13 protein-coding genes are annotated in these 13627 nt (G+C 39.7%); 3 read left to right on the top strand and 10 right to left on the bottom strand.

Annotated elements, in window-relative coordinates; translation table 11 throughout:
• Nucleotides 1-172: 172 nt before the first annotated feature.
• The gene (rocF, locus tag BMX11_RS14985) at nt 173-1132 is read right to left on the bottom strand and encodes an arginase (protein WP_090885667.1); all 960 of its coding nucleotides are present in this window, start codon (nt 1130-1132) and stop codon (nt 173-175) included.
• A 3-nt stretch (nt 1133-1135) separates the two neighbouring features.
• Complete coding sequence (gene rocD / locus BMX11_RS14980; RefSeq protein ID WP_090885665.1) at nt 1136-2374, bottom strand: ornithine--oxo-acid transaminase; 1239 nt, start codon at nt 2372-2374, stop codon at nt 1136-1138.
• 121 nt (nt 2375-2495) lie between these two features.
• On the opposite strand from rocD, the gene BMX11_RS14975 reads away from it, so the two are divergent.
• Both BMX11_RS14975 and BMX11_RS14970 read left to right on the top strand, forming a co-directional pair.
• Nucleotides 2496-2948 (top strand): Lrp/AsnC family transcriptional regulator, encoded by a 453-nt coding sequence (locus BMX11_RS14975; protein ID WP_090885664.1) that lies wholly within the window; start codon nt 2496-2498, stop codon nt 2946-2948.
• A gap of 267 nt (nt 2949-3215) precedes the next feature.
• Nucleotides 3216-3623 (top strand): putative quinol monooxygenase, encoded by a 408-nt coding sequence (locus BMX11_RS14970; RefSeq protein WP_090885662.1) that lies wholly within the window; start codon nt 3216-3218, stop codon nt 3621-3623.
• Nucleotides 3624-3698: 75 nt separating this feature from the next.
• Here the strand turns inward: BMX11_RS14970 and BMX11_RS14965 are convergent, their stop codons facing one another.
• The 6 genes from BMX11_RS14965 to BMX11_RS14940 form a co-directional block, all read right to left on the bottom strand.
• Nucleotides 3699-4775 carry an alkene reductase gene (locus BMX11_RS14965; protein ID WP_090885660.1) on the bottom strand — a complete coding sequence of 359 codons (1077 nt, stop codon included), beginning with the start codon at nt 4773-4775 and terminating at the stop codon, nt 3699-3701.
• A gap of 105 nt (nt 4776-4880) precedes the next feature.
• Nucleotides 4881-5804 (bottom strand): NADP-dependent oxidoreductase, encoded by a 924-nt coding sequence (locus BMX11_RS14960; RefSeq protein WP_090885658.1) that lies wholly within the window; start codon nt 5802-5804, stop codon nt 4881-4883.
• Nucleotides 5805-5918: 114 nt separating this feature from the next.
• Nucleotides 5919-6902 (bottom strand): helix-turn-helix domain-containing protein, encoded by a 984-nt coding sequence (locus BMX11_RS14955; protein ID WP_090885656.1) that lies wholly within the window; start codon nt 6900-6902, stop codon nt 5919-5921.
• Nucleotides 6903-7159: 257 nt separating this feature from the next.
• Entirely contained in the window at nt 7160-7876 is a 717-nt protein-coding gene (locus BMX11_RS14950) for a DUF4262 domain-containing protein (RefSeq protein WP_217643846.1), read from the bottom strand.
• A 129-nt stretch (nt 7877-8005) separates the two neighbouring features.
• Complete coding sequence (locus tag BMX11_RS14945; protein WP_090885652.1) at nt 8006-8554, bottom strand: hypothetical protein; 549 nt, start codon at nt 8552-8554, stop codon at nt 8006-8008.
• A gap of 1266 nt (nt 8555-9820) precedes the next feature.
• Entirely contained in the window at nt 9821-10411 is a 591-nt protein-coding gene (locus BMX11_RS14940; RefSeq protein ID WP_090885650.1) for a Crp/Fnr family transcriptional regulator, read from the bottom strand.
• A 138-nt stretch (nt 10412-10549) separates the two neighbouring features.
• Here BMX11_RS14940 and BMX11_RS14935 point away from each other — a divergent pair, with 138 nt between their 5' ends.
• Entirely contained in the window at nt 10550-11377 is an 828-nt protein-coding gene (locus BMX11_RS14935; RefSeq protein WP_090885648.1) for an ion transporter, read from the top strand.
• A gap of 151 nt (nt 11378-11528) precedes the next feature.
• Here BMX11_RS14935 and BMX11_RS14930 read toward each other — a convergent pair whose 3' ends face one another.
• A complete protein-coding gene (locus tag BMX11_RS14930; RefSeq protein ID WP_090885647.1) occupies nt 11529-12197 on the bottom strand; it encodes an acetyltransferase in 669 nt (222 codons plus the stop codon).
• 638 nt (nt 12198-12835) lie between these two features.
• On the bottom strand, nt 12836-13480 hold the full coding sequence (locus BMX11_RS14925; RefSeq protein WP_090885645.1) for a DUF4142 domain-containing protein: 645 nt from the start codon (nt 13478-13480) through the stop codon (nt 12836-12838).
• Nucleotides 13481-13627: the final 147 nt, after the last annotated feature.

Raw genomic sequence — 13627 nt, 5'->3', positions numbered from 1 at the left:
ATTTCCTGGTTGACAAGACTTGGTGGCATTATGAATAAAAACTTCAGTGGTTAGTATCATTTTATACAACAGAGTATAGAAATGACACATTTTAAAAAAAAAAAACAATTCAGGGTTTCAAAAGCTTTACGGCAGCTAACTGTCAACCTGAATTGTCTTTGTTTTCATTTTTTTAAAAATGGTTTAAAATATGAAGAGTTGATTTTTCAAGAATCTCAAAAGCAGCCTCTGCCATGCTATTTCCTTTCTGATCAAGCAGGGGGTTGATTTCTACAATTTCCATACATACCACTTTTCCTGAGGCTATAATCAATGCTATGATTTGAAGGATTTCCGGCACATCAAAGCCTTTTGAAACAGGCGTTCCTGTTCCTTTTGATACGAGGTCACAATCCATACTGTCCACATCAAAGGAAATGTAAATGGCATCGCAGTGCTGAAGTTGATTAAGGGCTTTTTTCACTCCTTGCTCCAAACCCAGGAATCGAATCTCTTCGACACTGAAGTTTTTTATGTGATGTCTTTCCATTAAAGACTCCTCGGCTGCTTCTGTATCCCTTACCCCAAAGTAGATCAGGTTTTCAGGCAAGATTTTTGGACCTTGATTTCCGATTTGCTTCATGTTCTCCCAGTACCTGAGGGTTTCTCCTCCAATATCATTTATGCGATCGGGAAGGTTATCCATAGATAGCGCTGCAGCAAGGGGCATTCCATGGATGTTTCCCGAAGGGGAGGTATAGGGTGAGTGGATATCCGCATGGGCATCAATCCAAATTACGCCCAGTTGGATGTCGGGTAAGGCTGTTTTTATTCCGCTGATGGTTCCCAATGCAGAGGAGTGGTCTCCAGAAAGCACCATAGGAAAGAGGCCATTACTGATGGTTTGCTTTACAGCCTCAGCAACGTTTTTGCATTGCTGCAATACCTGGCCAATCCTTTTGGCGAATGCGTTGCGATCCTTATTATATATAGATTCATTGTGTGTTTCTACATCAAGGTGCGGGAAACTGTTGAAGTACTCACTTCCCTTATTGATGGCGGCAATTTCTATGGCATCGATGCCCATGTCCGATCCGCGAGTACCTGCACCGATGTCTGATCGGTTTTTAATTATTTTAATATTGGTGTACATGTACTAGTATTTGAAATCGTCTAAAGTTTTCGCTATTATGCTCAGGCTTTCTGCAATCTGTTCAGCATTGATGACGAGTGGAGGAGCCAAACGGATTTTATTTCCATGCGTTGGTTTAGCCAATAGTCCGTTTTCCTTTAATTTGATGCAAAGATTCCAGGCTGTTTGGGAGGTCTCTGCCGAATCAATTTCGATAGCGTTTAGTAAGCCCTTACCCCGTATACCACAAATTAATGGGTGTTGGCGAGCAAGTGCTCTTAAACCTTCCCTGAAAATGTTACCCATATCAAGGGCATTTTCCGCAAGCTTTTCATCCATGACCACCTTAAGGGCTTCAACGGCAACGGCCGAGGCCAGTGGGTTTCCACCGTATGTAGAACCGTGCTCACCTGGTTTGATGGTAAGCATTACTTCGTTGTCGGCAAGCACAGCAGAAACAGGTAATACGCCAGCAGATAACGCTTTTCCAAGGATCAATACATCAGGCCTGTTTGCGGGATTATTGACTTCGTAAGAGGCCATGAATGATCCTGTACGTCCGATTCCCGTTTGTATCTCGTCAGCAATGTATAGCACATTATATTTACTGCATAAAGCCCTTACCTGTTTAAGGTAATCAGCATCAGGTACAATTACACCCGCTTCGCCTTGTATCGGTTCTACCAGAAAACCTGCAATGTTGGGGTTAGATTGGAAAGCCTGCTCCAGGGCATCGGTATCATTATAGGGTATTTGCATCACACCTTCAATAAAAGGACCAAAACCCTCTTTTGCACTATTGTCGTTCGATGCGGAGATAATGGAAATGGTTCTGCCATGAAAATTGTCTTTTGCAAATACAATGGTAGCCTGATCTGCGGGAATTCCCTTTTTCGTATATCCCCATTTTCTGCAGAGTTTCATAGCAGTTTCTACGGCTTCGGCACCCGAATTCATAACCAGCGCCTTCTCAAAACCGAAAGTATGGCATAAAAATTCTTCAAAGGGACCAAGCTTGTCATTATAAAATGCCCTTGAAGTTAGGGTTAGCTTTTGCGCTTGTTCAATGAGAATATTGATGATTCGAGGGTGGCAATGTCCCTGGTTTACCGCAGAATAAGCAGAAAGAAAATCAAGATACTTTTTCCCTTCTACGTCCCAAACGTAAACACCTGCTCCGGATGCTAAAACCACTGGTAACGGGTGGTAGTTATGGGCTCCGTAATTTTCTTCTTTATCAATGAGTTGCTGGCTTAAATTCATGATGTGTTATGTTAATTATGCAGGCTAAAATATTAATATTTCCTATTTGTTGTTTCAATAGTTTAGTATTGTTTATTTTGTGGTGTAATAAAATGAAATTTAACTTTTTTATGCAGGTTATATGGGGCAATTAGATCAATTTGACAGGGAGATCTTGATAAGATTGGAAAAAGATGGGCGAATAGCCTTTTCAACTATTGCTGCTTCACTGGGTATTTCGAATACCATGGTTCATCAGCGTGTGGCCAAAATGACTGAGCAGGGGATACTCTCGGGTATAAAACCGATTCTCAATGAAAAAAAGATTGGATATGACTGGGGATCCTTTACCGGAATCACGCTAGAAAAGGATCATAATTCTGCCCGCATCATTGAAGCGCTGAAACTTGTTCCTGAAGTAACCGAATGTTACTTTATTACTGGTAGGTATACTTTATTTCTAAAAATTGTGGCGAGAGATCACGAGCATATGAGAGAAATCCTTTATTCGAAGATTGATTTGATTCCAGGTATTGCCAAGACTGATTCTATTATTGAACTCGGATGTGCATTCAGGAGAAATATTGCACTCTAGCCTTACTTTCTTAGAATCTTTATCCATTGTGGTCTCGAATGATCTACTATATCATATCTGGGATAATTTAATATAAAAAAATGAGTTCTTAAGAAGAGTTAAAATATTTCATCATTGCTTAAAAGAGCTGGTTGGGTGCTCCGCTGAAACTCATATGAAGCAATTATGCGACAGGTTCAGGGTAGCTGAATTAAAATATCTCAACATATTGTTGTATATTAATTAAGTACTAACCTCTTACCTGTAAAATTAATAGCCTGGAGTTTTATGAAAAGAAAATATTCAATACTTAATTTGTTCGCTTTGATTGTTATTTTATTGACCATGCCAGGAACGGCCAAGGCACAGCAGGACGATAGAAAATTTCGCATTGCCAAAATACAAGTTTATCCTCAGTATCTTGATGAGTATAAGACAGCCCTTGCCGAACATGCGAAAGCAGCAGTCTTATTAGAACCCGGTGTATTGGCGCTTCAAGCTGTTTATGATAAGGCTAACCCACAAAATGTTACTGTTTTTGAGGTTTATGCAAGTGAAAAGGCCTATGAAATACACTTAAAAACAAAACATTTCTTGAAATATAAAAATGGCACTTTAAAAATGGTAAAATCTTTAGAGCTGGTTGAAGTTGCCCCAATTGGCATTGAAATTAAGAAGCGTCTTTTAAAAGAATGATGGGGTATTGAGGGAATCAAATAGGTCTAAAAGGTAGCATTTATTTAATACAACTTTTAGACCTAAGAGACTTATTTATACCAAAGATGGGTAGTCAGTATATCCCTTTTCAGCGCCCCCATACATAGTGCCTGGGTCAGGTTGATTAAGTTCTGCATTCAACTCAAATCTTTTTGGCAGGTCGGGATTGGCAACAAAGGCCGAGCCATATGAAATTATTTTAGCAATCCCTTTTTCCAGTTCCACTTCTCCAGTTTCCTTACTGTAGCCTGCATTTGCAATGACCAGATGGTTACTGATGCTACCGAATGTTTCTATTACATTTTTGGGGTAGTGTGGCAAATGATCTAGTGGAAACATTCCATTCATAAGATGGATGTATGCCAGTGGTAACTTATTTAAAGCCTGGATCAATGGTTTGAACTGTGCCTCTGGATCGCTATTTTCAATGTTATTATAATAAATGGTTGGCGAGAGCTTAATACCTGCTTTTGCGCTACCTAAAGCATCAGTAATTTCTTCCATTACTTCTATTACGAACCTGTTTCTGTTTGCTATGCTTCCACCATACTCGTCATTTCGCTTATTGGCACTTTCTGATAGAAACTGGTTAGGAAGGTAGCCAAATGCGGCATGTAATTCAACACCATCGAAGCCAGCCTCATTAGCATTTTTAGCAGCCTGACCATAGTCCTTTATAATCTGTTTGATTTCCTGGATCGTTAATTCCTGTGGTGTTTCGTAATCTTTCATTCCCTGAGCAGTGTAATGTTGCTGACCTTGTATGGCGATTGCTGAGGGGCCAACAGGAAGTTTCCCATTCCTGTCAACTGAATGGCCAACTCTACCGGTATGCCAAAGCTGGGCGTAAATGATGCCGCCCTGATTATGAACGGATTGGGTTACCTTTTTCCACATTTCAATTTGTTCCTGGTTATAGATGCCGGGAGTATATGGACTACCAATTGCCTGTTCTGAGATATTAATACCTTCGGTGATGATTAAGCCCGCACTTGCCCTTTGCGTGTAATACAATACAGTCGAATCCTGTACGATACCTTCGGAGTTTGCACGGCTACGGGTCATTGGTGCCATTGCAATGGCATTCTTTAAGGTTTGTTTCCCTAATACTACTTCTTCTAACAATTTCATATTTTATATTTTTAGTTAATGGTGCAAAACACCAATTAAATTGATTTTACAGCTATTATTAACAGCCAAAACTTAGTTCATTTCCTGATATTTAAAATTTGGCTGTTAATTCACCGTAAGAACAACCTTGCCATTGAGGCCACCGGCCGTTAATAAATCCTGAGCCAGAGCAGCCTCCCTGAGCTTAAATATTTTGGAAACTATAGGTTTGAAGGTTCCCGATCTTATTAGTTCGATGCCATTTTCTAAGGTTTTCGCTGAGATGTCTGAAGCGACAAAACTGGCTTTGACCTGGTGTTTTTCTGCAAGTTCCTTTGAAGGGGGCACCACAATGCTCAATAATGTACCCCCTGGTTTTAGTACCTGAAAAAGTTTTTGTTGAGCTTCTCCACCAGCGGTGTCTGCTACCAGGTCTACATCTTTTACCAAAGCGGTCACATCCTGAAGTTTATAATCAATTACTTCGTCGGCTCCAAGGCTTTTGGCCAATTGCAGGCCATTTCCAGAAGCAGTAGCGATAACGTATGCGCCAATAGCTTTGGCCATCTGCACCATTGCAGCCCCAGCCGCGCCTGCACCACCCTGTATCAATACCCGTTGTCCTTTTTCCAATTTCCCTGCTGTAAATAGGACCGATTGTGCCGTACCAATATTAACGCCAATTGATGCTGCCTCTACAAAAGATAACAGCTGTGGTTTCAATACCAGAAAATTCTCGTTAGCCGTTACATATTCGGCGTAGGCATTTGTTTTGGTTAGGGCAATAACTTCATCACCGACTTTAAATCCCGATACTTCATCGCCAACAGCGACAATGATTCCCGAAGCCTCGCCTCCTGGGGTAAAAGGCATTTCCACGGGGCGGACTTCCTTCATCAAGCCCATTCGAATTTTAATATCTATCGGATTTACACCTAATGCCTGAACACGAATTAAGACATCTTTTTTATTGCGGATAGCTGGAATTGTAACCTCAACCCATTCAATTACATCTGAACTTCCATAATCTTTATATTGTATTGCTTTCATAATTATGTAATTATAACATGAACAAAGATATTGCACGATTAATGGGTAAAATAACCTTAAAAGACGGAAGAATAGTCGTATCCGACAGCCAATGGCGCTGTGGGCGTAGTAAGCTTAGATTGTGTAGGAGAATTTTTTGGGGGTAATGCCGTACTGTTTTTCAAATAACCTGCTGAAGTGACTGAGGTTTGAAAAGCCCAGCTCATACCCAACTTGCGAAACGGAATGCCTGGCCTGCTTTAACAAAAAGGCAGCTTCTTCCATTCTTGCCTTTTGGTAATAATTGTAAATGGTTTCACCAAACGTTTGCTTAAATAGTTGTTTAAGTTTGGTTTCACTCATAGATGCGATAGTTGCCAACTCGGCAATCACTGGTGGAGTACTGAGATCGCTCAGCATCTTGTTACGGATCACCATAAGCCGCTCCGCATCGCTGCTATTTATAGTTTTTAAAGTGGTGGTTTCCCTTAATGATAGCTTACTAAACAATAGGTACATCAGTTCTTGTACCTTAATTTGAACATAAAAGCTGTTTAAAGGATTATTCATGTCTACCGAGACAATGTTTTTCAGCAACAGTTGCATTTCTGCATCTAAACTTTCAAAAAAGAGAAATGAAGTATCTTCGGCTGTAAGGGTTCTTAATATTAGGTTGGGTTTTGGAATAGTTAGAATTGAACGTAGCCTGTTAGCAGTTATCCCAACAACAACATACTGAATATTGCTGCCTGCAGAAAAACAGATTTCAGTGCGGAGGTCATTTGTAGAAAGCAATATAGACGAATCATTTTTTTCTGAAAAGGGGATGTTGCCCTCGTTGTTATAGCTCACCTGCAGATCTTCCTTATTACTGTAGAAAAAAATGGTACGTACATCGTTAGCCGTGGCGGCTGGATTACGTTTCAAAATCAAATCTTCCTTTAATGTGTATCGGTGGATCGTTAGTTTAAAATCATTACCAAATCCAACCTTGCGTACATATCCCTTTCCAAGTGTTTCTGGAATTTCTAATACATCATCCCTTACAGGTACATTAATTTGTTGTGAAAACAGTGTAATGAAGTCAAAACCTGGGGCTGCCGTAAATTCGAAAATCATCGCAAGTAATAACTAATGGGATAAATGGGTATATATGATAAACTTTGTCTAAAGTTACATCTCTTTCTTCTAAAATTCAGCAATAGTGTTAATCAGGTTTCTGTCACAGTAAATAGTTTGGGAGGCTGTTTAGCGCTTCACAACAAAAAATAATCTCCTTCAAAAAATAGCTGTACAAAACACATCATTCTCAGTTAAATAAGATAAGTCCCAACGAATAGACCTTTAGAAAGAGGAATTCTGATCGAGATCTAGAGTTATTTTTCTAATTCCATCGTGGATCGGTGCCAGGGCCCTCCAATAAACTCTCTTTCCGCCATCTGGCCATATTCAAGGTCAAATAGTTGGTTCAGGGTATTATCCTTTAAGATTAATGATGATAACGCTACTAATTTTATATCTTCCGGCATTTGGTCTCCCGTGAGAAATTGCCAGTCCCCATCATACTCGTGAACTACCTGCAAAATTGGTTTGTGCTCCTCCAGCCATTGGCGTGTGGTAAATGAAGCTAGATTTTTAGGTTCAGGAAATTTAAAATCAGCATTTCTGTCCAGCAGTGGCTGAGTATAGACCAAATCTTGTTCAAAAGATTCTTCCCATGGAAATTTATCACCCCGGTCAGTCCATACGAGTTGAAGGGCATTAAATGGCCTGCCTGCATAAAACTCTAGCGCAGGCCCGAAATAGTCATTAATATTCAGCTGATCTACATCTAAAAAGATAGCTTTGCCAGATTTGAAAATCTCGGAATATATTTTACCGCTTTCTAGTTTTTGACCAGATTTTATTTTTTCAGCTACATCATTAATTATGGCATGGCCAAGTTCGGTAGAAAGCCCAAAGCAAATAATCTCCGGGTGCTCATAGCTTTCCCATAAACCAATGCTGTAGGCAAAGGAAGGGGAGTAGTTTGTAGCATTTACCATGATAACCTGAAGTCCGAATTTTTCCACGTTTAATTTGGTTTTATTCATTAATGTTTCAGGGTCTGTACATTTATGAGATTGGTTATTCATTTATTTTCTTGCTGTTATTGGAGTGTAGTCTCCTGTCAAAATGGTGATAGGAGACTCGCGGTTCAGACATAAAATCGTTATATTAATTTACTTTTGATCGTCGCAATACACAGCTGAAAAGTTTTTCGTTGATTTGACCTGGAGCAGTTTTCCTGCGATGGATGCCATTTCTGAAGCCTTGTCTTTCAAATCTGCGGTTTTTTGGCCTTCCATCTGGCGTATTGATTTCCCACCTTTGAAATAGAACCTGTATGTTGTTGTTATGGTCTTGCCATCAGCAGCACCCCAATGCAAGCGCTCAAGTGAGAAAAACACTTTTCCAGCCTTGTAGTAATATTCCTTCTGCCAAAAAGCATCATCCATAGCGCCTTTTTCACTCACTTTTAACGTCTGGCCGTTCGAAGTGTAATAACTGATTTCACCTCCTTCTACACAATCTTTGGTCTTGTAGGTAAACTGTTCAACTTTTAATTTGAGCGCATTGATTCTTTCATATTCTTTTCTGATCTCCCTGATGTCACTTTCCTGATCAGGCGCTAAAAGGATGTGTGAATTGTTTTGAAGAGTGGGGAAACAGGGCTCGGCTATGGGCAAGAATGTAGTTGCCCCAAGAAAGATAATGGGTAAGATTTTCATAGTGGTAGTTTTTATCAAAAATATTATTTTGTGAATAAAAGAGAAACTATCTTAACGGAAATGTTGTGTATTTGATCAGCTTTGCCGGGTAGGCAAGAATCTTAATACCAATGAGTAGCCGTTTAATAAGAATGTTGTGAACTTGTTTACCTCGTAGTGCTGGGCACGTACCGGGGACTTTCTAATAGAAACGTATTACAAGTTAATCCCGCAGATAAAGAAGATTAACAGAGATTATTCCTTGTAAAATCAGTTTGATCTGCGGGAGCCAATACAGGCATTGAATCGGCCATTCTCCACAAGTTGGTACCCCAATGCTATTAACTTAAGGACAAAACTAAAATGGATTGTCATCCTGAGCCTGTCGAAGGGTAATCCATTTTAGTTTTCGACTTATTAAGAAGGTTTTCGACTACTTGTCCTGATTTCACATCGGGAGGCTCAAGACTGACAACATTTAGCTTAACTTAACAGCATTGGTTGGTGCCCCCACCGACCAAATCATTGAGTTAATCGAAATACTAAAATTTAGCATCCAGACACAAAACTTATTACTTACAACCTAATTTTCTCCACTAACTGACATTTTTTCTCCTCCTACACAGTCTTTGCTCGGCTCGCCGCCGCCGAAGAGCTCTTTCTTTTTGGTGGCAAAAAGAAACAAAAACCACTGGCTGAAAATTTTTCTTATGAAGCCAGTTGTGTGGCATGGGTAGTGCTGCCCGAAAAATTTGTTAGGCCAGTTTTAAGTAGAACGGAGATTTGGTGCTCTGGCCTTGTTGGGCGGAAATACATATGTAAAATAAATATCTCATTAGTAAATAGCCCCCACCGACCAGATCATTGAGTTAATCCCGCAGATAAAGAAGATTAACAGAGATTATTCCTTGTAAAATCACCTTGATCTGCGGGAGCCGATACAGGCATTTGATCCCCCATCATTTAGAACCGGCTTCAGGTTCTTTTTTAATAGGAGTAGTGAAGATTTTGTATGAACCCTAATTTATTCTCGCGCAGGCGGGAAACTTAATGCCACTTAGATGTCTAATAAGCACGTTTGTTAACTTGTTTTGCGCTGCTCTTCAAAAAGCGTACAGATCAAACTCCTCTGGCATTCAGCCAAGCAAATAGTGAGTTTTAATATGCACATTACTCCTCAGCAACTCATAGCATTAGCTTGATTAAAATTGGTTTTTTGAGTGCTTTTTTCGCTGAATTGGGTAATTAATATGCCTTTTGCAGATTGAGGTAAATCATATTAACAAGCTACTTATTCCTGATTCTACTCAATGTTTCACTGCGCATACCTAAATAGCTGGCTAGATAACGGAGCGCAATGCGATCTAGTTCTTTTCCTTTTTTTTCTAACAACATGGAATATCGTTCTGTGGCAGCCGGAATTCTGGCCAGTATAGCCCGATCGGATGCATTGTAATATTGCAAGGCCAGCCACTTGCGACCAATTATATTGGTTTCGGGAAAGGTTTCGTAAAGATGGTCGATGAGATCGTAGGGGATAGCAATTAATTCACAGTCTTCGAGGGCCTGAATATATTCATGGGATTGTGCTTCCTGAACATTGGGGTGGCGAATAGCGCCGATAAATTCATTTTCAAAGCTTAAAAATGTAGTAATATCCTTTTTCTTATTTTTTACAAATCCTCGTAAAGCTCCCTTTATGATATAGTACATACAGGCATTGTTGTCTAATGGAGAAAGGATGAACTTGGATCTCTTAATTTTTAATAGTTGCGCTCTACCCAGATAAGCCTGTTTATATCCTGATGAGAGAGGAGCATATTGTTCCAGATAGCTAAACAAAGCACTAAGATCATGTGGGTCATGAATGATAGACATAGTTTACTTAATAAGTTAGTTTCAATTTGATAGGGAAATTCAATCGCCAAATATAGAACATCCTGTTTTGATTTTATCCTTCTCTTTATTTAAGGCTTAACCGCTGACACAAAACAAGAATTATATTGTTGTATTAGGATGAGAAAAGCGGCTTCTAAAAACTGGCAATTTCGCTTGCATGAAATTATTTACGAGTCGAATACCCCTGCCGGTAAGGCTTTTGATGTTGGACTCCTGATCGCAATTTTTACCAGTATTGCCGTAGTGATGCTGGATAGTGTTGAGCATCTTCATAATCAGTATGGTGATCTTTTTTTAATGCTGGAGTGGGTTTTTACAATTATTTTTACCATAGAATACATTCTCCGGTTGATTTGTATCAAACGGCCCCTCAGTTATGTTTTTAGTATATTAGGTATTATAGATCTTATCGCCCTTATTCCATCTTTCCTGAGTATAATCTTTGTTGGAGCTCAATCTCTACTGGTTTTTCGTGCCTTAAGGCTGCTGAGGGTGTTCCGGATTTTTAAACTTGGACATTTTTTAACCGAAATCCGATTCTTATCTACCGCACTGAAGGGAAGTGTAAGAAAGATCAGTATTTTCCTGCTCACCGTATTGATGCTCACCATTATTTTAGGCTCTGTGATGTATCTGGTTGAAAAGAGGGAAAACGGGTTCTCCAATATCCCTGAAAGCATATACTGGGCTATAGTTACCATAACAACTGTTGGATATGGTGACATATCTCCCGTAACACCTGTTGGGAAATTCCTCGCTGCAGTGGTTATGCTCATCGGCTATTCTATCATCGCAGTGCCAACCGGCATACTTACACATGATTTGGCCATGCTGGCAAGAGATAAAAAGGAATTGCCCGAATCCTGCCCGCACTGTAGCAGAGAAGGGCATGATCTTGATGCACAATTTTGCAAGTTCTGCGGGGCATCACTCATGAGATCTTAAAAATAAACCGCTCTGCTATTTATTCGGGAGTTGGCTAAACGTACCAGTTCTGAGGTATGCAATAGAAGCTTATACACACATTTGTTTACCGTTCTCTTTTGATCTGTATATTTAGCCTGACGTGAAAGTTGTAAACACTTTATTTATGTTTTTATACCTGTTTAGTTTTATTGAAGAGGGTAAATCTGCTAGAGTCTCCTGTTCTGAACAGGTCTTTCGGGCTGCTTGTCATAGTGCAATCCGGAGTGTTTTTGGAAATAAAAACGCTGGCACCGATAATGTTGTAAGCACCAATGGTAATATCTTCTTTCACAGCCGAGTTAATGCCCAGAAAAGATCCTTCACCAATGGTTACATTGCCTGCCAAAGTATTTCCTGAAAGGAGTACATGATCTTCTATGGTACAGTGATGGCCAATGCGGGCACCTATAAGCATGCAATTATCGCCGACCTGGACAAAGGGCTGAATATCACAGCATTGATCGATAAATACATTCCTTCCAATAACTAAGTCATGCCATATGCTGGCCTTAGAGGAAACGTAGCTTGCACAGCCATATCCGGCTTCCTGCACCTTGTCGAATATAGCTTTCCTAGCCGTGTTTCTGCCAATAGCGATATGAAAACGGGTTTCTTCGGGTGAGTTTTCCCTGATTACCTGTTCGAATCCCATCACAGGAATACCCATTAATTTGCTACCCGCGGGAGGTAGGTAGGCATCATCTACGCAGAAGGCAACTACACGGTATGCGCTATCATTGATCATGCAGAAACAAATGTATTCTGCCATTTTTCCAGATCCGTAAATTACTAAGTTCATAAAGTCAGTTTTGATTAGTGATTGAATAAGGTAACACAATAAAAACGATTATGATTTAGCCAGCCTGATGGTTGAATACTGCACTCTTTACAATTTTACACTATTTATAGAGCTATAAGGAATGAAACACAGGATTGTGTGAAAAAGTGTAGAAAAGGTTGCGCAGTTTGTTAACTCAATTTGCCCGCCGAAAATTGGGCCATTTTTAATCATTTTATTTTGATATAGAGAGAAAGTCTACACAATCTTCTTAAGAAAGTCATCTGCACCACTCCCTGAAAAGTAGGGGAATTGGGGAACCCGATTGTTTTTCAAGGTCTTTACGTTTTTTAGCGACAGAACCATGGAAGGCACCGCTTTTTTATTTTATTACCAGAGTATATAGAAATAAATACCCATACTCTGGTATCCTTTACACAAAGTGCTTAAAGCGAAGCGCTCTCTATGCAGGTATATTCCTCTTTTCTCCGTTATCAATTCTTTACGAGATATTCTTATGCTCGTATGATCAGTTTTCTGCTACAAATGAGGCCGCATATTTCGATTTCTTTAATCATACTCAAATGGAAATAGACATTAATTTTGGAGAAGTGGGTAGTATGATTATAAATTTTTAAATCAGAAGTATTAACAACGGTCTAAATTTGGGCAGCTTTTAGCTTTTTCAGGTATTTTTTTGCAAAGGCAGAAATGGCACCGTCAGTTGAGCGGCTGGCGCTTTCGAGCAGTTTTTCGGCAGTTTGGCGGTCGCTAAGCAACAGGTTTTTATAAGCCTTATCGAATGCAGTTCCTTTTAGTTTCTTAAGGCTACTAACCAATGCATTGCTTGAATCATCATTGATACCCATGGGAGTGGTTTTCGCATGTCCACTATTGCCGGCTTCGCCAGAACCATATCTAATCCTCGATGTATCTTTAAGGTTTTCTGGTGAGGAATCAGTTCTGCCATCTGGCCTCTGACCTCCTTGGGGCAATATACTGCTGAGTGTAATGGATTTGCTTTTAGCTAGGATTCTCAATTCCTCATTAAATTGACTTAGGTTAAGGGAAAGCCGTGTTGCAATGGCTTTGGTTTTCTCAGCTCCTTGTTCGCTGGCTATACCAGCAGCTCGAAGGTGTTTGGTGCATAGCTCGTTCAGTTGACCTAGCAGCGCTGCGTCGCTTTGTTGATTTATCGTTGCGTTGAAGTTTGACCTTGTACTGGTCTCTTTTATATTAGAGGGGCTGTTGAAAACAATCGATGCCGTTATAGCAATGATTCCTGAATGAATAAAACTGATCATAATTGTAAGGGTTGATAAAAGTAGAACAGTATTCAGGCGTATAATGTTTTTAATGATTAAAACTATCAAAATCAAAAAAACAATATGAATCTGATATGAAAATATTGAATAAGCATGATTTTATGGGTTATTTGTTTAAATTGCAAA

Origin of the sequence: Pedobacter rhizosphaerae (assembly GCF_900111155.1) — a bacterium.
GTDB classification, from domain to species: domain Bacteria; phylum Bacteroidota; class Bacteroidia; order Sphingobacteriales; family Sphingobacteriaceae; genus Pedobacter; species Pedobacter rhizosphaerae.
Note: the sequence above shows the minus strand (reverse complement) of the source record. Positions and strands in the feature narration are given on the sequence as shown.